We start from the raw sequence: 21,288 nt of genomic DNA, 5'->3' as shown, positions 1-21,288 counted from the left end.
CTCGCTTCCTGAATGATGCGCTTTATGGCTCCAGAGAAGATCGCCGTAACATTGATAATCACACCCAAATAATATTGGATGCGGCAGTCACTCAGGGTACAGCGGATAAGATCACGCTCCAGGGTGACGCTGGGCGTCTAACGGGTTATTACCACAACGGTACTCAAAAAGATCAGGAAGAACAGAGTCCGGCGAAAAAAAGTCGTGCTTTTCATCCACGGTTCCGGCTCATCTGCGGAAGAGCAAGCCAGCATTATCCAAAATCAATACCAGAAACAGGGTGTGGATATGCTGGCGGTGAACATGCGGGGTTATGGCTCCAGTGATGGTCATCCAAGTGAAAAAGGGCTTTATCAGGATGCCCGTACCATGTTCAGCTATTTGGTTAATGACCGTGGCATCAAGCCTGAAAATATCATTATTCATGGCTATTCTATGGGGGGCGCTGTTGCGGCGGATCTTGCCCGTTATGCCGAGCGCAATGGACAAGCCGTCTCTGGTTTGCTGCTTGACAGGCCAATGCCAAGTATGACCAAAGCGATTACCGCCCATGAAGTGCCGAACCCTGCGGGGATCACGGCGGGGCTGGCTAAATTTGTTAATGGTCAGTTCTCGTTGGAGAAAAATCTGCAAGGCATCTCGAAACAGACGCCAATCATGCTATTGACCGATAATGAAGGATTGGGCAAGGAAGGGGAAAAACTGCGGGCTAAACTGGCTGTGGCGGGTTATCAGGTATCGGGTGAACAAACCTTCTATGGTCATGAAGACAGTGGGCTGATGAGCCAATATGCTGATCTGATTGTCTCGACACTTTCTGCACCTCAGCGTGAACAGGGTCGCGTGAAGGCCGGCTTGCTGGAAAAATTATCTCGTATCGTGTTTGATAGCAAATCAGGTGGAAAAGAGTTGGATGAACACTCACTCCATTTCTTCCAGAGTGCATCTCTGCTCAGTAATCTTCAGAAACTTGTACCCGAAATTGGCAATGTCCTCCTGACTAATGGGGATCACGTTGAGTCAAAAGAATTTCTTGAAGGCATCTGTTTTGCCTTGTCTGGCCGTTACCTGATAGAAGAACGGGTTCATGGACTGGGTGGTGGTAAAGCGTATTTGTCGTGGCTGACCGATGCGGTCAACGCCTACAATGAGAATACGGTGAATAAAAAGAGTGATATCAATTCGATTGAAGCCTCTTTGCTTAATCAGTATCGCCGCCAACATATCGGTCCGGCAATTCAGGATCTGCTATCAATGCAGTATAGCCAGACGCAAAATCTGTCCAATTTGGTAGACCGCGAGAAAGCCAACCAAGCTTATGGCGGCAAACTAAAAGCCAATGGACTGACGGGAGATCGCATTGACCGTTCAATGAGCAATGACGTTGCTGGCTATGAGTCTGTTATGGAACAGTTGCGTAATGTGGATAAGACGACCTATATGTCCTTTATGTCTGAAGATCACGCAATGGCCGTTGTTGTCCATAAAGGGGAAGATCAAACTGTCTGGTCATTTTATGATCCTAACGCTGGCATCAAATCATTCGATAACTATAGCGATTTTGAACACTTTATGGACTCTTTCCATAAGGGAGTGATAACGGGATATCGATCTCTATTTGGCTATAATTACATAGATAGCAGAGAGGAAAATCAAAGTTTCTATGTTAACTACAATACGTTTGAAGATGGCACCATTACCCAGTATGACGGAGTCTGGAAACAGGCACGTGCCGGTGAACAACAGTACGTATTGCGGGCGCTGAAAGAGCAGGGTAAGCCCTTTAAGCTGGGCGCAAACGTAACGGGACGTGTAGTTGATTATGGTAACGATGCCGTGACGTTGGAAGTGACGACCAAGAAAGGTGAGAAAATACGGGTTGAAGTTGAAGGTCACAATTTCAAGCAGGTGGCACACCTTGTGCGGTCGAATATCGACAAAGTGGTTGCTCATTCGAAAAATGGCACATTTATACTCAAAGCATCGGCAGAGAAGATTACCCAACAGCCAAATACAGGGCAGGTTGCGACTGATCCGTTTGATGTGAAACCCCAAGCTGACGAATCAGAGGTTCTCAAAGGCGTTAAGGATGACCTGAAACGTTACCAAGAATCACTGAAACCACAGAATGATGCAGGCATAACGACAAAGGATATCCGTGCAACAAAAGATTTCCTGACGGGTTACCAGCAAGGCCATGCACAGCAGGTGGTGGAGGGTTTCCGTCCAGATATGAATATCAAGCAACTGGTGAATTTGCTGGTTAAAGGTAACTGGAGTCCGGAACAAAAAGGGGCTTTGGCTTGGGAAATTGAAAGCCGCGCTTTGAAAATCGGCTTCCAGCCAAAAGCTGAGAAGTTCAATCGTCTGTTCCGTGATATCACGTCAACGGGTATTGCTGACACGAAAGCAAGTGAACAACAGGCACCACAATTGTTCTTGTTGAATCTGTCAAATGATGGTTTTGGCGGACGTTGTGACCCGTTGTCGAAATTGGTCCTGGTGGCGAAACAACTTGAAAATGAGGGTCAGGAAGGTGTTGCCCGTCAATTGCTGGAAAAAATGTATTCTGCGGCAGCGGTACTCAATAATCCAGACCTGTATTCTGCCACTGAACAAGCCAACGCGAATAAATTGTTGGGATCGCTGGCGGCACTCCATGCCAGGAACCCAATGACAGATACTTCCATCAAGGTATGGAAAGAGAAACTGGAAGACACGAAAGCACTGACAGTCGATGGCGTCGTCCAGAAAATTACCGCTGGCAATACAGAAGGTAAATCCGTGCTGCTTGAGCTGGATGGCCCGGATCACGCAATGGCAGCGTGGGCGAAAGGCAGTGGTGAAAATCGTGTTTATGGTTTCTATGATCCAAACGTAGGGATTGTTGAGTTTTCGTCGGCGGAGAAATTTGGCGCCTACCTGACGCGTTTCTTCGGTGAGTCCGGCCTGAATATGGCACAAGGTTACGGATTGCCAAAAAATGCGGCAGGGGAAACTATCTTCAAGCGTACGGTGGTGATCGATGGTGAAGTTTTGGCAACTTATCGTCCAAGATGGGCTGATAAATTCACGATGCGGGACATCTTAGCACTGCCCGTGTTTGATGATACCCCAATCAAGAAACCGACCGAGACTGATGCAACTCATGGCGTGAAAAAACCATTAGGTGATGACGCGCTGGAAAGTCATATTCATGTGAATAATCAGGACGTCAATTCTTGGGGAAATATTGAGGTCAAACCACAGCCTGAAAATAGCGACAGCCGCTTTGCCGGGCAGATCATTATCCAGACTGAAAATGATCCTACGGTTGCGCAAGCTGCTGCGGATCTGGCCGGTAAGCACCCGGATTCCACTGTGGTTGTTCAGCTTGATGCTCATGGTCAATACCGCGTGGTGTATGGTGATCCGGCTGTCTTGGCCGATAAATTACAGTCCGGCAAATTACGCTGGCAGATTGTGGGGCATGGGCGTGAAAAATCGCTACAAAACCACACGCGCGTCAGCGGTTACAGTGCGGATGAACTGGCCCTGAAACTGAAACAGTTCAGTACTGATTTCAAACAGGTTGGCATGCCTGATCATATCAGCCTTGTCAGTTGTTCCTTGATCAGTGATGACAAACGGGATGGTTTTGCCCGTCGCTTTATTTCAGCACTGGATGAGCAGGGTATCCAAACCACCATATCGGCACGCAGCAGTGAAGTTGCGGTAGACAGTATTGGCCGTAAATACACGAAAGATGCGCAAGAACAGTGGGTTCACAAGCTCACGGATAATAAGCTCGTGTTGGGGTGGAATGACAAGGGTGAAGTGGAAAGCCACTCCGAACGCGTTCGTCGTGGTATCGCTGAAAGTGACATCAACTTGTCCCGCGTCGGTCAGGCAGATGTGGATGCAAAAGCGCAAGGCGCGATTGCGGATAATGCAGAGACATTCCATGCACCAAAACAACGCAATACGGTGGATAACCCTTCAGCGGCGGCATCATCCAATAACCAACTGAGCTATTCCGGCAATATTCAGGTGCAGGCGGGTGATGGTGAGTTTACGGCGATTAACTGGGGCACGACTAACGTAGGCATCAAGGTTGGTACAGGTGGCTTTAAGTCTCTGGCCTTCGGTGATAACAATGTGATGGTTCACATTGGCAATGGTGACAGCAAGCACAGCGTTGATATTGCCGGTTATCAGGCACTTGAGGGGGCACAACTGTTTGTCGGCAACCGCAACATCAGTTTCAACATGGGACGCAGTAATGATCTGATCGTCATGCTGGAAAAATCCATTCCAACCCCACCGTTGGTTAACCCATTTGATGGTGCAGCCCGTATTTCGGGTGTCCTGCAAAACATTGCCGGAAAGTTTAACTCACCAGATTGGCCAGCGACCCAAAACCAGCAATGGACACTGGAAAGTGCGAAGAAATATGTCAGTGATCTGTCTGGTCTCGATTTGACCAGCAGTGTGGATTATAAAACCCTGACGGATCTCGACTCACAAAATGAACGTAGCAGCCGTGGCCTGAAAAATGATCTCGAAAGCACACTGAACAAAAAATACAACCAATGGCTGGGTGGAAAGGGTAATACCCCAGAAATGGGGACAGTCAGTCGGGCAGATAAATTCCGTCAAGCGAATGAAAAACTGGCTTTCAACTTTGCCGTGGGTGGACAAGGTGCTGATATTCAGGTTACGACGGGTAACTGGAACTTGATGTTCGGTGACAATATCCAGTCGATTCTGGATACCAACCTGGGATCGCTGTTTGGCTTAATGACGCAGGAATATACCTCAACGGGTATGGCAAAAACCACCTTTACCTTTAGCCCAACGGACTTGCCACGTCAGCTCAAAAATAAATTGCTGGGCAATCTGGCAGGTGTCAGCGCGGATACCACGCTGGCGGATATCTTTGGCGTGGATTATACCGCGAAAGGCGCTATTGTCTCCCGCTCAGGCCAGCCTGTTGATGGCGTTGCCATTCTGCGTGAAATGCTGGAAATCATCGGTGAATTCAGTGGCGATCAACTGCAAACCTTCACTGATCCAGAAAAACTCCTTGATAGCCTGAAAGCCAGTCTGAAATTGGGGGTTGAGGGCGTGAAATCTTTTGCGGAAAGCCACGGTCTGAAAGCCAAAGCCCCTGATGAGAGTCAGGAAGGGCATATCTCTATCAGTGAAGGGGATAAATCAGCACCAGAAATGGCAGAGTCTCAAGCAGATCGCGCCTTTGGGTTGACATCCCTGAACCTGCCATCCCTGAACCTGCCAAACCTGAACCTGCCAAACCTGTTTGCCACGCTGTTTAACCGGGATAAGCAGGCTGAGATGAAATCGCTGGTCACTAACCTGAAAGAGAACCTGACAGCCGATTTGCTAAACATGCAGGATAAAACCTTCGATTTCCTGCGTAAGAGTGGTCATTTGCAAGGCGATGGTGACATCCACGCCTCTTTGGGTAACTACAACTTTAACTGGGGGGGTGACGGCAAAGATCTCGGTGCCTATCTGGGCGATAACAACAACTTCTGGGGCGGCCGTGGTGATGACGTCTTCTATTCCGTAGGCACCTCGAATATCTTCACGGGGGGTGAAGGTAATGATATGGGTGTTCTGATGGGGCGTGAAAACATGATGTTTGGCGGTGCAGGTAACGATGTGGCTGTATTGGCTGGACGGATTAACTACGCCTATATGGGAAGTGGCGATGATCAGACCTTTGTCTTCGGTGAAGGTGGCGTGATTGATGGCGGTAAGGGACGTGATTATATCGTGGCTTCCGGCAACTTTAACCGCATTGATGCAGGGGAAGATCAGGATTATGTTGTCGCCATTGGCAATAACAACCAGGTTGATTTGGGCGAAGGGAACGACTTTGCGACGGTCTTCGGCAACGGTAACCGGATCGATGGCAAGGAAGGTGACAATGCTATCAAACTGATGGGTTATCACGCTGTTATCAATGGGGGTACAGGTAACGATCACCTGATTGCCGATGTGGTATCTAAGTTCAGCCAGCTTAACGGCGGCGATGGCGATGATCTGTTGGTACTGGGCGGATATCAAAACCGCTTCAAAGGCGGCACGGGCGTAAATAGCTTTGTGGTCAACGGTAATGTGATTGATAACGTGGTTGAAGATATCAAGCAAGGCGACAAGATTATGTTCAACGACATCAATTGGCAAAACCTGTGGTTCCAGCGCAGCGGCTACGATTTGGTTCTGTTGACTCAGCGTAATATCAAAGATACCTCGGCACAGGAGCAGTTTGAGGCATTGGGTTCTGTGACTTTTAATGATTACTTCAAGGGTAACCGTGCGGATATCATCACCCAAATGGGGGATAAAGATGCACAGGGCGAGCGTGAATATACGTTACTCTCTGCCAATGCAGTCGATTCTCTGGTGCAGGCCATGAGTGGATTCGCGCCGACTATGGGAGATAGCGGCTTTATTGATGCGCTTGATAGTAAATCGAAATCAACCGTCATAACGGCTTGGTCTGATACCCTCAACGGGAAATCTAAACTAGCCTGATAGTTTTATTCACTGAACTTAGTTAACAAAATGGCCCATGTATGAATGTGGGCCATTATTCAATTAATGTGTTATTGGCATTGACTTTAATTGCGGATTAAAATTATGTGCTGATTTCTAGCTCTTTTTCGTGGTTACCAACAGCAGATAGGGCTTGAACATCTGTTTGTAACATATTCTTAATCACCCTGGTTGCAATATTCGCTACCACGACGAGGGCATTGGGCACCCATAACCGCTTATGCGCAGGCGTTCCGACAAACCAAATACTTTCCTTTTCCTTAAGATCAGGGTGGATGGCAATCATTTCTGATGATATCGATATGGCGCGTTCTGAACGCTGGCCGTGCGTGTCGATCTCAAGTTTCCCATCCTCGTCAATGACAAAGTCAGGTTGGTGATAACCAACAGCCGCAACAATAGCATCAAACGTTTGATAATCCTGCTCTAAGTTGACTAACCAGGAATTGGCTTCTCCTTCCTCTATAACAACATTTAGAATTTCTCCCTGCTGAATGTTCAGAGAACCTCTGTCCATATAGTGCAGAAGTTTTCGTGCATTGGGTAAAGCAATGGCGGTGATATATCGATGAAGCATTTTTTCGACGTTGGGATGAAATGAACCGTCGAAATAGGTTTTATCATTTAAATGTACTTCATTAATGACATCCATGAAATTGACTATCATATCTTGCCATTGACTCTTTCCTTGCTCGGCAATAGCGATTTCTTCACGCAGACGTTCCCGATAACTATTGGCATTAGAAAACTGCTCTCGCCAGGGTATTTTTGTGTATTTGTCGAGTGCGCGGTAGAAATATTTCAGGTAGGCATGTTTCAATGAATCAGGAAAAAAATGGTTCGATAGATTCCCCTTACGGGTCATTATTGACATTATGTTTTCATGCTCAAAGAAGGTTCCTGAACTTCGCATAAACCGTGAACGCACAGCGGGTATATCTCCTGATGGCGACGTCATGGTGACGCGATGGCCTTCACGGCAGAGAAGAATAGCAGCATCGATGGCTGAGAGTTTACTGCCGATAACCAATACCTGCGATTGCGAGGGAATTCTGGCTAACATATCCTGCTCTGGGTAGGGGCAGTGAATAAAAGTTGGATGAGTCAGGTGGGGTTTCAATACCTCAGGGATACGAGAAGAGCCGAAGCCTGTACAGAAAATGACATCGGTCACTTCCAGCGATTGAGGCGTCAGAACGTCACCGTGCCAAAGCGTATAACAGCGGTGTGAATTTATCTTCAATTGCCTGAATAAATGAGGAATATGGAAAACACCAATACCGGCCTTGTGAGCGACAGAGTTAAATTCCAGGAACCTTTCATTCAGATAATTTCCGACCCATTGCCGTGGTACAAAAGATTCCGGTGTAACGATATGCCCACGTTTATGCAGATAATCCAGAAAATCCAGAGGGTTACCGGCCACGACGGACATGGTATCAACCGAGGTATTGCAGAGTATATCGTCATCCAAATTGAAAAAGGCCATACCGGGACCAACAGGCCCGGGTTCAATAATATAAATGGCTTGTGCCACACGATGTTGCACTGCTGCGATGAATGTTGCCACACCCGCAGCCCCGCCTCCGACAATCGCAAGACTTCTTTTTTGAAAAGACATCATTATTTCCTATATTTTAACTATATTGAAATTAAGGACGTTTTATCCGGCTGACTTAAGTGAAGGCATTCATTTTGCAATGGCTTCGACAATCGAAATATAACAGCCGGTATCAATGACGCGATTGAGTTTTAAATCTGCGTTAGCCAGCAATTGTCGTAGCTCATCCTCTGTACGCTCGCGCCCCCCTTCGTAGATCCCCATGCAGAGGAGATCCATTTCCTTACCTGCGTGCGAAACATTGCCATTAGGGATTACGGGATCCATTATCAGTACCCGGCCGTCAGGGGACATCGCTTGTCGGCAGTTGCGTAGGATGCGTATACATTGTTCATCAGGCCAGTCGTGCATAATGTACTTGAGCAGATAGATATCGCCCTGAGGACATGACTCGAAAAAGTCGCCAGAAGCAATCGCCCAACGCGTATCGTCACCCAGTGCGTCAAGTTGATGTCTGGTCAGTACGTGTGATTGGTCGAAAAGGATCCCTCGCAGAGTTGTATTGGCCTGTAATACGCTTAATAACAGGCCACCAAATCCGCCAGCGATATCGACAACTGTCGCATTTTTCGGGAAGTCATAACTGTTCACCAGGAACAAATTTTCCACTTTAGACATTGACGACATACCGGCGTGAAAATCATCAGCCGGTGTGTCCGTCTGCGCCCAATAATCAAAGAAAGGCAGTCCGTAGAGGTGTTTAAAGGCGGGATTGCCGCGGACACTTTCTACAATCTCACCAAGAGGTTGCCAAAATGTCCTGTCAGTCAGCATCAATACTGCGGCTCGGAGGGAGTGGTGTGTGTCTTTGCGCAGGAACGCTGCGGCTGGTGTGAGTGAAAACTGATTTTCTTCGGTTTCATGAAAGATATTCCGTGTGGCAAGCAACCGCAGAACTCGGTGTAGTTGTTGCTCTTGGGCTCCGACAGTTTTGGCGAGTTCATGCACTGTTTTTGGCCCGTTGTTCAAATGATCGGCTACCCCAAGAACTGCGGCAGCACGAAGTGCGGCTTGATAAGAATACCCCATTGTTTGATTAAGTAAGTGTAACGCTGCTGATGTGTCGTTAGAAATTGCTGTGTTATTATTTAAAATGTTCATAGAGATCTCATTTATTATATAATTATTTAAATTAGAATAAAAATAAAAGAAATATAAGTTACCTTATTATTTCAATAATATTATTAATCAGAAAATTATTCGTTTTTCAATCACAAAAAATCTTATACGAAAGTATATTATTATAATGATTTTTATTAATAAGGATAATAAATAGGGTTGTTTTTTACGCGAAGGTTACGCGGTAAAATTAAGTGATTTTATCGTGAGGGTTTTCAGGGGATATGCCAATCCAACTTCAGGATGCGTATTATATTTCCCCGCGCAGCGGGGAAATATAAGGCCTCGCGTCATCTTGCGGATTGAAACTTGAAGTTTATCGGATATATAACTATTAAATAACGGAATATAAAAATAAAGTAGGGCATAATAAAAATGCCATCATAATAATATCAGTAAGTTATATCATTTGTGTTATGGAAGTTTTTGTGAGTTTATGAGTTTGGTCGTTAAAAAACTATTTCATAAAATAATCCCCCATAAAATAGTTATGGGGGATTATTTTATTATAATTGGCAAACAAAGGCTGCATCAATGCAATTTCTTTGGAAATCATCCCAAAAACCGGGGGGATAACGCTCAATATCACTTTCCAATAGCATGGGTTTATGCCACTCGAATTTTAATCCCGCCTTAGTGATGGCATTTTTATATTGTTCACGGCTCCAACGATGCATAGTAAAAGGGCTGGGTGGGGTAGTCAGAAATTCAGCCCTCACAAGAGTTGTATCTTTCACAGGTTCTTCACTGAGAACCTTTATGCAATAATTTTCATAGTTTCCTTTTTCTAAACGATAATCAGGTTCAAATGTATAAGCGATGAGTTTACCGGAAGGTTTAAGATGATCTGCAATTACACGAAACATATTTTCAAGTTGTTCCAGTGATTCCGCATGACAAAATAACCAGGCGGCAACTATCAGGTCAAATTTGCCGAATGACTCCATTTTGCTGACATCCCTGATATGATATTCTATACCATCGTTATATTGTTGCGACTTGTGTTTAGCAATTTCTATCATCTTATCTGATATATCAACACCAATCACTTTTGCAGCGCCACGATTTCTGAATTCCCGGCTAAATAAGCCATATCCACATCCTAAATCTAACACCGATTTTCCTTTTACATCTCCTGCCAGATTGAGGAGGGTACGAGTGACTATTTTTATTTGAGCACTGGAGTCTGAAAAATCTTCGTAGAGATGAGCAATAGGATTATATAAGATGTTATCTTTCATAATTATCTCCTTAATTAAAATTAAGATGTTTTATTTATCTGTAGGATATACTTGATAAACTGCAAGTTGCAATCCGCAAAGTGACGCGAGGTCTTATATTTCCCCGCTGTGCGGCAGAATATAACATGCATATTGAAGTTGGATTGGTATATATTATTTAATATTGGTGTAATAATGGCTGACGGTTTTTCTTTTTTGTATATTAAAGTGCCAGTAATAAATTGGATATAATTATTTTTATATTGATCATTTTTTTATCAACCCATATTCCAATGGGTTGATATTCGTCATTATTTTGTGCCTAAAAAACGATGAATAGCCCGGAGTACAGCTTCTGGTTTTTCTGCATGCACCCAATGCCCGCAACCTGCGACAACCCATGCTGTTGCTTGTGGGAATTGGCTGATAATATCTTCCCGATATTCTTCTGTAATGTAATCTGAATTTCCACCACGGATAAACAGGGCGGGTTCGTGCCATGCCGGAATAGTCTCCCAACCGATAATCTTTTCATATTCTTTTTGCAAAACAGGCAGGTTGAATTGCCATTCCCCTTGACGGAATGATTTCAATAAAAACGGAATAACGCCCTCTTCCCGAATATCCTGACGCATAATATCTGCCGCGGCCTGTCGGGTTTGTACACCGGCAGCCGTGACTTTGTTCAATGCTGCAAAAATGCGGTCATGGCGGCGAATCGGGTAAGCGACGGGGGCCATATCAATCACGACGATCTTTTCAATCCGTTCCGGCGCAATGGCCGTCATGGTCATGGCGATTTTGCCCCCCATGGAATGCCCGATAATAATGGCTTTGGACACGGTGAGTTCATCAAGCAGTGCCAGGACGTCCCGCGCCATATCACGATAATCCATATTTTCCATACGGGGTGAAATACCGTGGTTACGTACATCAATTTGGATCACCGGATAATGTTGCTGTAGATCACGCCCCAATACGCCCAAATTGTTTAAATCTCCAAAAAGCCCATGAATCAAGACAACGGGGGTTGAAGATTGCAGGTTTTCTACAGTGTGAAGATGATAATTTAATTGACAATTTGACTTCATGATTTGCCTGAATTTAATACCATTTATCCAATGTTTAATATTGAGATGCTTAATATCATGATACGTGAGCTGTGACAAACTCAATAGGATGAACGAGTTGTAACTAATTGATTTATTTTAAAGGAAAGTCGCTTGCCTAAAGATTGTCAATTTTAAAAAGAATCACTTTAAGTTATTGAAAGTTTAATTGTTTTGTTTTGTGGCATTATATCTTATAATCTCAAGATAATTTTTTCATTAAGAACAGTACTGGATAGAAATGAAAACGATAGAAGTTGATGAAGAACTTTACCGCTTTATTGCAAGCCAAACTCTGCATATCGGTGAAAGTGCATCTGATATTTTACGGCGCATATTGAAGTTAGACGCCGGGCAGCCAGTACAAAAGACAGAGCCTGCCAACGATCCTGCACCTGTTGTTAAAACCCCAGTTGCCCGTTCCCGTGATGCTGTTCGCGTTATTCGTGAATTATTACTTTCGGATGAGTACGCTGAAAAGAAAAAATCGGTTGAACGCTTTATGCTGATCTTGTCTACAGTGTATAGTTTGAACAGCGAAAGCTTTTCCAACGCAACAGAAGCGATGCATGGCCGTACCCGTACCTATTTCGCCGGTGATGAACACACTTTGTTGGCTAGCGGTAAGCAAACGAAGCCACGCCATATTCCCGGTACGCCTTTTTGGGTGATCACCAATACCAATACTGACCGTAAACGCAGCATGATCGAACATATTATGCAGGATATGAAGTTTCCGGCAAATTTGATTGAGAAAGTGTGTGGCACTATTTAATTCAGTTAGTTGCTCTACTACTAATACAATCGCTTAGTTTATTAGTACTGCGCTGGCGGTAAGTCAGTGCGGTCTCCCAGGAGAAATAATAAAGTGGCCATTCATCCAAGAGCAGGGCAGCTCGCCCGGCAGCATGATTTAATCAATATCGCTCAACTCACTTCACAGTATTACACCTTACAACCCCATTCTGAAAATCCGGCCCATAAGGTCAAGTTTGGTACTTCCGGCCATCGTGGTAGTGCTGGCCGCAATAGTTTTAACGAAGCGCATATTCTGGCTATTTCGCAGGCCATTGTGGAAATGCGTTCGCAACATGGAATTACAGGGCCATGTTATGTGGGTAAAGATACCCACGCGCTTTCAGAAGCCGCATTTATCTCCGTATTGGAGGTGTTAACGGCGAATGGCGTGGATGTCATTGTGCAGGAAAATAATGGATTTACACCGACGCCTGCCATTTCCCATGCCATCTTATGCCATAACCGTCAGGGAAAAAATTTGGCTGATGGTATCGTGATCACGCCATCCCATAACCCGCCAGAAGACGGGGGTATTAAATATAATCCCCCTAACGGCGGGCCAGCTGATACCGATCTGACGGCCATCATTGAACGGCGCGCCAATGAATTACTGGAAACGGCACTTAGTGGCATCCAGCGTGTCTCTTATGAACAGGCCTTAAAAAGTGGCTATCTGCATCCCCGTGATTTGATTGAACCTTATGTCACTGGACTCGGTGACGTTGTGGATATGGCGGCTATCCAGCAAGCAGGCTTAAAGATTGGTATTGATCCACTGGGCGGTTCTGGGATTGCCTATTGGCAGCGGATTGGAGAATATTACAATCTCGATCTGACTCTGGTTAATGATAAGGTCGATCAGACATTTCGCTTTATGACACTGGATCATGACGGCGTGATCCGTATGGATTGCTCATCCCGTTGGGCAATGGCGGGGTTACTGGAGCTGCGTGGTAAATTTGATTTAGCCTTTGCCAATGATCCTGACTATGACCGTCATGGGATTATCACGCCGGCGGGGTTGATGAACCCTAACCACTATTTAGCAACGGCTGTTGATTATTTATTCCGTCATCGTCCACAATGGCCGAAAAATATTGCCGTGGGCAAGACACTGGTTTCCAGCGCCATGATTGATCGTGTTGTCGCTGATCTGGGGCGTGAATTAGTAGAAGTTCCCGTCGGTTTTAAATGGTTTGTGGATGGGTTATATAAAGGCGAGTTAGGCTTTGGTGGAGAAGAAAGTGCCGGAGCATCTTTCCTGCGCTTTGATGGCACTCCGTGGTCAACCGATAAAGATGGCATCATTCTTTGTTTGTTGGCGGCTGAAATGACGGCAATGACCGGTGAGAACCCGCAGCAACGTTACAACAAACTGGCGGCCAAATTTGGCACTCCGAGCTATAGCCGTATTCAGGCTCCGGCGACTCATCAGCAAAAAGCATTATTGTCCAAGTTATCACCGGAAATGGTTAAGGCCGATAGATTGGCAGGTGATCCGATTACCGCTCGTTTGACCACTGCATCGGGGAATGGCGCTTCCATTGGTGGCTTGAAAGTAATGAGTGATAATGGTTGGTTTGCCGCCCGTCCTTCTGGTACGGAAGAGGCCTATAAAATCTATTGCGAAAGTTTCCTTGGTGCGGAGCATCGTGAAAAAATTGAACATGAAGCCCAGGAAATCGTCAATCAGGTATTTACTGCGGGTTAACGGGTTTCTATTTCTGGCAGGTTCTGGCTGGCAAAAATACAAGCCGTAGCAGTTGCTGCGGCTTCTTTGTTTTTATCCCAAAGCGACCATCAAAGCACCGAGGGTAATCAGCACGATACCCGCAGATGCCACCAGCGAAACGTTCTCACCAAATAGAATGACGGCCAGAATGACGGCAAATACCACGCTCAATTTATCGATAGGAGCAACCTGGGACACATTGCCATGTTTGATCGCCAGAAAATAGAATAACCAGGAGAGGGCGCCGGCAATACCACTTAACAGAATAAACATAAATGCCTTGCGATTGGCGACAATTTCGCTGATAAGATTCAATTTTCCCTGTACAACGACAACGCCTACCAAAAACAGTGCCATAATGACGGCACGAATGGCGGTTGCCGTATTGGCATCCAAATTTTGCAACCCAATTTTGCCAAAGATAGCGACCAGCGCTGCCGTTAGCGCGGAGAGTAAGGCATAAATCAGCCATGTACTCATATTCAATTAACCCTGTGTTTGATATTAACGAGTGGTACCAGAGGAATGCATCATAGGCTAAATTTGTTGATCTGAATATGCATAATTCGATTAAAATGCTAAAAATATTTATGCGCTTTATTTTTCAAATTGCCGTGACTTTTAATTATATGAAAGCACAATTAATTAATATCACAGAAGATAGCTCATCCTTTAATCTACTCCTGATATTTATTAATAAAGGATGAGGTGAGTTTATCTAATACAATGTCTAATCATTATTTTCATCTTATTAAAAAATAAAATGGTTAATGTAATCTTTCTATTAAAAAGGTTTGGCTATGAAATCTGTCTTTTGGAGAAAGGTTTATCTTATTGTATTTAGCAGCCTATTTATTTTATCACTGACAAGTTGCGTACAGGATAGCTGTATACAAAATAAAAATCATTCGTTCAAAACCCAGGAGGAAATGATGGCACATAGTTTGACGAAAATATCTGGCAGTGAACAAATCTATCGTTGTCATTCTGAACCAGAAATTTCTCAGGCCTCTGCACATTGGATTGATCGACAAACATTATTATGGCCAGGTGGGGCGGGCCAACCTATTGTTCGCTTATATTACAGTCACAACAATAAAGTAGCGTCCAATGAGCAAGGTTATTTTACCGATAAATATCTGACGTTAACACCGACGAACTTAAGTCAAGAGATGGCAAGAAAGTTTCCTCATCTGGCAAAATGGGCAGCATTCCGTCTGCCAGAGGGAACAGATATTGATCTCCTTTTGACCGGAGATTTGGTCGCTTTGGCCGCCGATGAGCAAGGTTTGCTAATATCGGCAACTCAGGTACAAACGGCGGGTGTATTGGATGAGCGTTTCGCCGATGCGGCGGATAACCTGGAATATGGGGCGCAGATAAACAAAAAAGGCGTGATTTTCCGTTTGTGGGCACCGACGGCCCAAGCGGTTGGCTTGATTATTTATAATCAAGATAAACAAATTGTCGCTAATCATTCGATGGCGCGTGATGTTGCGAGTGGCTCCTGGTCATGGCAGGGTAACAAGGAATTGATTGGCGCTTACTATCGTTATGCCTTAAAGGTCTACCATCCCTCTTCCCGTCATGTGGAACGTTATGAAGTGACCGATCCCTATTCTTATAGCCTGTCTACCAATTCAGAATATAGCCAGATCGTCAATTTGGATGATGCGTCACTGAAACCACAAAATTGGGATAGCCTGTTGACGCCACACCCGCAAAATACACCAACGGATATTGCCCGCATGACCATCTATGAAGCGCATATCCGTGATCTTTCTGTTACAGATAGTACGATACCCGCAGATTGGCGCGGTAAATACCTGGCACTGACCGACAAGAACAGCGATATGTTCAAACACCTTAAAGCGTTGAGCCGGGCGGGAATGACTCATATGGAGTTATTGCCTGTGTTCGATAACGCTTCCATTAACGAATTTAGTCATCAGGTGGCTGATCTTGATCACTCTTTTAAACGTCTATGTCGGGTCAATCCTATGGTGAAAAATAGCCGTTTTGCGGGTTATTGCCACAGATCATTGACTGTACGGGAAGTTTTGCAGCAGTTGCAGCGTGATGACAATATCAATAATCCGCAGGTACAAGAATTAAATACGATGGTGGCCAAGACGGATTCCTATAATTGGGGCTACGATCCGTTTCACTATTCAGTACCGGAAGGCTCTTATGCTACTGATCCAGAAGGTTCCGGTCGTATAAAAGAGTTTCGCTCCATGATACAGGCTATCAAACAGCAATTAGGGATGAATGTGATCATGGATGTTGTCTACAACCATACCGATGCGGCAGGCCCTGCGTCCCGGACATCGGTGTTGGATAAGATCGTGCCTGGGTATTACCACCGTTTAGATGAAATAACCGGCAATGTAGAAAATAATACCTGTTGTGCTGACACTGCGCCTGAACGTCGTATGTTTGCCAAACTGATTGAAGACTCGCTGGTGACCTGGGTTAAAGATTATAAGGTAGATGCATTTCGATTCGATTTAATGGGTTATCACCCCAAAGCGCAAATTATATCGGCACTGGAAAAAGTACGGGCGATTAATCCATCGATCTACTTTTTCGGCGAGGGCTGGCATTCTGGGCAGGATGATCGATTTGAAATCGCATCACAAGTTAATCTTAAGGGAAGTGGCATTGGAACCTTCTCTGACCGATTGCGAGATGCGGTACGTGGAGGTGGGCCTTTTGATGTTGCTGACAGTATTCGCCGTCATCAGGGCGTAGGAAATGGTGCCGGAATATTGCCGAACGAAATTTCTGGCTTAGATGCGGATAAGGCTCGTCATTTATGGGATCTGGTACGTCTTGGCATGGCTGGCAATTTGGCTGATTTCGTCATGATCGATAAAGATGGAAATGTGAAAACCGGCAGAGAAATTGATTATAAGGGTACTGCTGCGGGTTATGCGTCAGATCCTACTGAAGTACTAAATTATGTATCTAAGCACGACAATCAAACATTGTGGGATATTATTAGCTATAAAGCCGCCCAGGAAGCCGATTTAATGACACGGGTTCGGATGCAGGCGCTCTCTCTTGCAACGGTATTTCTTGGGCAAGGCCTGGCTTTCGATCAACAGGGTTCAGAGTTATTGCGTTCAAAATCATTTACCCGTGATTCTTATGACGCAGGCGATTGGTTTAATCGAGTTAGTTATGACTATAAAGACAATAACTATGATGTGGGGCTACCTGAACGTGATAACGACGGCCAAAATTATCCACTGATTAATCGGGTAAAAAATCAGGCAGAAAAACCGGGTCAAATTGAATTATTACAAATGATGGCCTTTTATCAGGAGCTATTGCGGTTACGTCAATTTTCACCATTGATGACACTTGGTGATGGTGAGGCTGTCAGGCAACGGGTCGATTTTGCCAATGTTGGCCCTCATCAGAAAATGGGTTTATTGGTGATGACGATTGATGATGGTAACACGACCGCACGTGATTATGACCGAAGATTTGATGGTGTGGTCATCGTTATTAACGCTGCACCTTGGCCTGTGACTGTCAAAGATCTTAATATCAACGGATTGAAATTAAACGCTATTCAACGTGAATTAGGTGAAACATCTTTAGCGGCGGGAATACAAATAACAGAAAATGGTGAGGTAACCATGCCTGCATGGTCGGCAGCCGTGTTGGTTCTGCCGCAGGCAGGAATGCGTGGAACAGGTTTGCCTGTGCGCAGGAAAGAGTAAAAACCGGCAAAAAATGGGGTTATTTTTGATGTGAGCAATACATGGTTTTAACCGAACAGACATTGGCTGTATTCACGTTAACCATACTCATATTTCTCTGGGGGCATTTTCAATTTTTGCCGAGTCTTCTAACGGTAGAAGAAAATGAAAACTGTCCCCCCCTTTTTTATTGTTAGCCGCCCATATTTTTCCGCCGTGGATTTCAATAATGGATCGGCAGATTGCCAAACCTAACCCGACACCGGATATGGCGGTGTCTTTGTTGGCGCGTGAGAATTTATTAAAAATCAGTTTTTCTTGCCCTGATGGATTGCCTGAGCCTGCATTCCAGATTTCAATATGCACCTGTTTTTGATCAGGTTTTTCCTCGATTGTGGCTTTTATGCCTAAGAGGGTTTGTCCGTTAGTGTATTTAATGGCATTTTCCAGCAAATTGATAAAAACACGTTCCAGTAAGACGGCATCACAATGCAGCAATAAAGCGTCAGGTAAAGAAAGTGCTACAGTATAGCGATTGAGGGTATGTTCCAGAGCACGCAAGGCACTGCCGACAATTTTTTCCAATGGATACCATTCAAGATTAAGCTGAATGCCCCCTGATTGTAGTCGTGCCATATCAAGCAGGTTATTGACCAGTCGTGAAAGGCTGAGAATTTGCTGGCGAATTTGGTTAACTTGTTGGGTATGGGGCGAACTTTCTGTCGATAAATCCAACATCAGTATTTCAGCCTGCCCGAATAGTACGGTTAATGGCGTAAGTAAGTCGTGAGATAGTGCTGCCAGTAATGAATTACGCAGTTGTTCCCGCTCAGTTTCTAACCTGGCGGATTCTGCACTGCGGGTAAGGTACAAGCGTTCCAGCGCATTGGCAATGAGTCCCGTGAAGATTTGTAATAGCCGTTGTTGTTCCGGTACCAGTAACTGGCGCTGGTTAGGAGATTCAATAGCAAGAACGGCAAAAACCTGCGAGGGCGTAGCGATAGGCAGTAATTGATAAGGGACTCCCGGTAATGTATCCGTCCCTGCGCCGGCAGGCTGTTTTTTCTCAAAACACCATTTGGCGATCGCTTCATCGACCTGCATCTGACCACCATTAGTGGATTTCACTTGATATAAATGCTGGTTGCTATCTGGCAGCAGCAGACCTGTTTTTGCCTGAAAGCTGTTGGATAGAAAGTGATAGCTGATACGGGCTACGTCTTCTTCGTTCAGCGCTTTGCTCAGTGTACGCGTTATTTCATACAGGTGTCGTGTGCGTTGTTCGCGATAACGGGCTACTCTGGCTTGATAACGTATACCTGAAGTGAGGTTGCCAACAACGGCTCCGACAATCAGCATTACAGCTAATGTGAGCAGATATTGTATGTTTTTGACTTCCAATGACCAACGTGGCTGGACAAAGAAAAGATCAAAACTGATGACATTGACAAAAGCCGCAAAGACAGATGGCCAGCGGCCATAAAACAGCGCAATAATGACAACGCCGAGCAGATAGAGTGCGACCAGGTTGGCTTTATCGAGGGTCAGCAAGAAAGTTCGGGAAAAGAGGGTAATGAGGGCGCAGAGTACGGTAGCCATCAAAAAACCCTGAATCGGGACTCGCCATTTATTATTAAATGTTCGGTTATCTTTTGGCTCTTTGTCTCTGTTTTTTTTATTTTCCAACGCAACAATAATCAAATCCAAATCAGGACCGAGTTTTCCCAGACGCTCTGAAAAGTCACGATGCCATTTAAAGCCAAAGAAATTTACCTGTGAATTGTAATAGCGACCAATCAGGATTTTACCCAGATTATGCTCTCTGGCGTAGCGCAGGATGGCTTTTTCTTCATCGGAATCAGAGAGTGTTGCGGTTTCAGCGCCCAGATCTTGTGCCAGTTTTAAGGCTTGTAAAATGGTACGTCGTTTGCTTTCGGGCAATCGATGTAGCCTGGGGGTTTCAACGTAAACGGCATGCCAGCTACAGTTGAGTTTTGCTGCCAGGCGGGCTGCTTTTCGAACCAGTTTTTCATTGCCGGCGTTGTAGCCAATACACAGCAGTAAATTCTCTTGCGTATGCCATACGGGTTCTTTTCCTCGGGTATCACGAAAAGCGCGCATTTGGTCATCTACGCGATCTGCCGTGCGACGCAATGCCAATTCACGCAGGGCAATCAGGTTCCCTTTGCGGAAAAAATGTTCAATGGCACGCTCAGCCTGACCTGAAATATAAACCTTGCCATCATTGAGCCGTTGGCGCAGATCATCTGGCGGCAGATCGACCAGAACAACATCATCGGCCTGATCAAAAATATGATCAGGAACGGTTTCCCGAACGCGAATACCGGTAATGCCGCCGACAACATCATTTAAACTTTCCAAATGTTGCACATTGACGGTCGTCAGTACATCAATGCCAGCTTCCAATAATTCTTCGACATCTTGCCAGCGCTTCGGATGGCGACAACCTTTCGGGTTACTGAATGCCAGTTCGTCCATCAAAATAATGGCCGGATGGCGGGCAAGGGCGGCATCAATATCAAATGCGGCTATCCGGCGAGCATTATGGTGGAAATATTTGGGAGGTAATCGGGGCAACCCTTTCAGTAAGGCTGCGGTTTCTTGTCGATCATGAGTTTCAACAACACCGACAATGATATCTAAACCCTGCGCCAGCAGGCGTTGAGCTTCTTGCAGCATGGCATATGTTTTGCCGACACCCGCACAAGCACCGAAAAATATTTTTAGTTTGCCGCGGGGTTTTTCGTTTGCCAGTGTCAGCAATTCATCAGGATCAGGACGCGGCGGTTCATTGTGTTCCATATTCTGATCTGCCTTTTGGGTTCAGGTTATCTAACGCCAGATTCAGTGCCAGTACATTGACGATGGGTTGCCCCATATATTCCAGCAGGGGATATTGAATGTGTTGCTCAATCAGCTTATGGATAACGGTAAGTGGCATGTGACGGGCTATCGCCACACGTTGAGCCTGGAATTCAGCCGCCTCTGGGGATATATGGGGATCGAGTCCGCTACCCGATGCCATGATTAAATCAACAGGGATTGGATAGTTTCCGGGATGGTTAAATAAGCGTACCCGGATAATGTTTTGATGTATTTTGCTGTTCAATACAGGGTTGGTTATTGCGAGATTACTGCCTCCGGATGACAGGGTGTTGTACGGTTTTTCAGCTGTCATGGAAGGCCGCCCATGAAAATAGATGGCTTTGGTAAAATTTTGACCAATTAATTCGGAGCCAACCCGTTTGCCATTCTGCGCTATTAGCGATCCTTTAGCTTGATAGGGGAATAAAAATTCTGCTATTCCCGTCACCAGTAATGGATAGGCAATTCCCGTGATTAAGCTAAGAAATGCCAGCAGAACAATGGAAGAACGTAACCAGATCATTTT

The 21,288-nt window shown here is 45.3% G+C and carries 11 protein-coding genes; 4 read left to right on the top strand and 7 right to left on the bottom strand.

The genetic code is table 11. The features are described 5' to 3' along the window. Nucleotides 1-204: 204 nt before the first annotated feature. The gene (locus PXH59_RS08955) at nucleotides 205-6,543 is read left to right on the top strand and encodes an alpha/beta fold hydrolase (protein WP_434223354.1); all 6,339 of its coding nucleotides are present in this window, start codon (nucleotides 205-207) and stop codon (nucleotides 6,541-6,543) included. A gap of 103 nt (nucleotides 6,544-6,646) precedes the next feature. Here PXH59_RS08955 and PXH59_RS08950 read toward each other — a convergent pair whose 3' ends face one another. The 4 genes from PXH59_RS08950 to ybfF form a co-directional block, all read right to left on the bottom strand. Continuing rightward, entirely contained in the window at nucleotides 6,647-8,185 is a 1,539-nt protein-coding gene (locus PXH59_RS08950; RefSeq protein WP_072059787.1) for an FAD/NAD(P)-binding protein, read from the bottom strand. A gap of 69 nt (nucleotides 8,186-8,254) precedes the next feature. Continuing rightward, on the bottom strand, nucleotides 8,255-9,286 hold the full coding sequence (locus PXH59_RS08945; protein WP_047770342.1) for a methyltransferase: 1,032 nt from the start codon (nucleotides 9,284-9,286) through the stop codon (nucleotides 8,255-8,257). Between the two features lie 524 nt (nucleotides 9,287-9,810). Beyond that, nucleotides 9,811-10,545: a class I SAM-dependent DNA methyltransferase gene (locus PXH59_RS08940; protein WP_047770340.1), complete on the bottom strand. Its 735-nt coding sequence runs from the start codon at nucleotides 10,543-10,545 to the stop codon at nucleotides 9,811-9,813. A gap of 290 nt (nucleotides 10,546-10,835) precedes the next feature. Further along, nucleotides 10,836-11,615 (bottom strand): esterase, encoded by a 780-nt coding sequence (ybfF, locus tag PXH59_RS08935; protein WP_285811376.1) that lies wholly within the window; start codon nucleotides 11,613-11,615, stop codon nucleotides 10,836-10,838. Between the two features lie 259 nt (nucleotides 11,616-11,874). On the opposite strand from ybfF, the gene seqA reads away from it, so the two are divergent. Beyond that, on the top strand, nucleotides 11,875-12,408 hold the full coding sequence (gene seqA, locus PXH59_RS08930) for a replication initiation negative regulator SeqA (RefSeq protein WP_285811375.1): 534 nt from the start codon (nucleotides 11,875-11,877) through the stop codon (nucleotides 12,406-12,408). A 93-nt stretch (nucleotides 12,409-12,501) separates the two neighbouring features. Continuing rightward, nucleotides 12,502-14,142, top strand: coding sequence for a phosphoglucomutase (alpha-D-glucose-1,6-bisphosphate-dependent) (pgm, locus tag PXH59_RS08925; RefSeq protein WP_285811374.1), 1,641 nt, complete (start codon nucleotides 12,502-12,504; stop codon nucleotides 14,140-14,142). 72 nt (nucleotides 14,143-14,214) lie between these two features. Here the strand turns inward: pgm and PXH59_RS08920 are convergent, their stop codons facing one another. Next, complete coding sequence (locus PXH59_RS08920; protein WP_047770332.1) at nucleotides 14,215-14,643, bottom strand: EamA family transporter; 429 nt, start codon at nucleotides 14,641-14,643, stop codon at nucleotides 14,215-14,217. 452 nt (nucleotides 14,644-15,095) lie between these two features. Between PXH59_RS08920 and pulA the strand changes: the two genes are divergently transcribed. After that, nucleotides 15,096-17,897, top strand: a complete 2,802-nt coding sequence (gene pulA / locus PXH59_RS08915; protein WP_285811373.1) for a pullulanase-type alpha-1,6-glucosidase — start codon at nucleotides 15,096-15,098, stop codon at nucleotides 17,895-17,897. An 87-nt stretch (nucleotides 17,898-17,984) separates the two neighbouring features. Here the strand turns inward: pulA and kdpD are convergent, their stop codons facing one another. Next, complete coding sequence (gene kdpD, locus PXH59_RS08910; protein ID WP_285811372.1) at nucleotides 17,985-20,699, bottom strand: two-component system sensor histidine kinase KdpD; 2,715 nt, start codon at nucleotides 20,697-20,699, stop codon at nucleotides 17,985-17,987. After that, nucleotides 20,686-21,285: a potassium-transporting ATPase subunit KdpC gene (gene kdpC / locus PXH59_RS08905; protein ID WP_285811371.1), complete on the bottom strand. Its 600-nt coding sequence runs from the start codon at nucleotides 21,283-21,285 to the stop codon at nucleotides 20,686-20,688. The genes kdpD and kdpC overlap by 14 nt, the downstream gene beginning before the upstream one ends. Between the last annotated feature and the right edge of the window lie 3 nt (nucleotides 21,286-21,288).

It is taken from the genome of Xenorhabdus bakwenae, assembly GCF_030272115.1.
In the GTDB taxonomy this organism is placed as follows: Bacteria; Pseudomonadota; Gammaproteobacteria; order Enterobacterales; family Enterobacteriaceae; genus Xenorhabdus; species Xenorhabdus bakwenae.
Note: the sequence above shows the minus strand (reverse complement) of the source record. Positions and strands in the feature narration are given on the sequence as shown.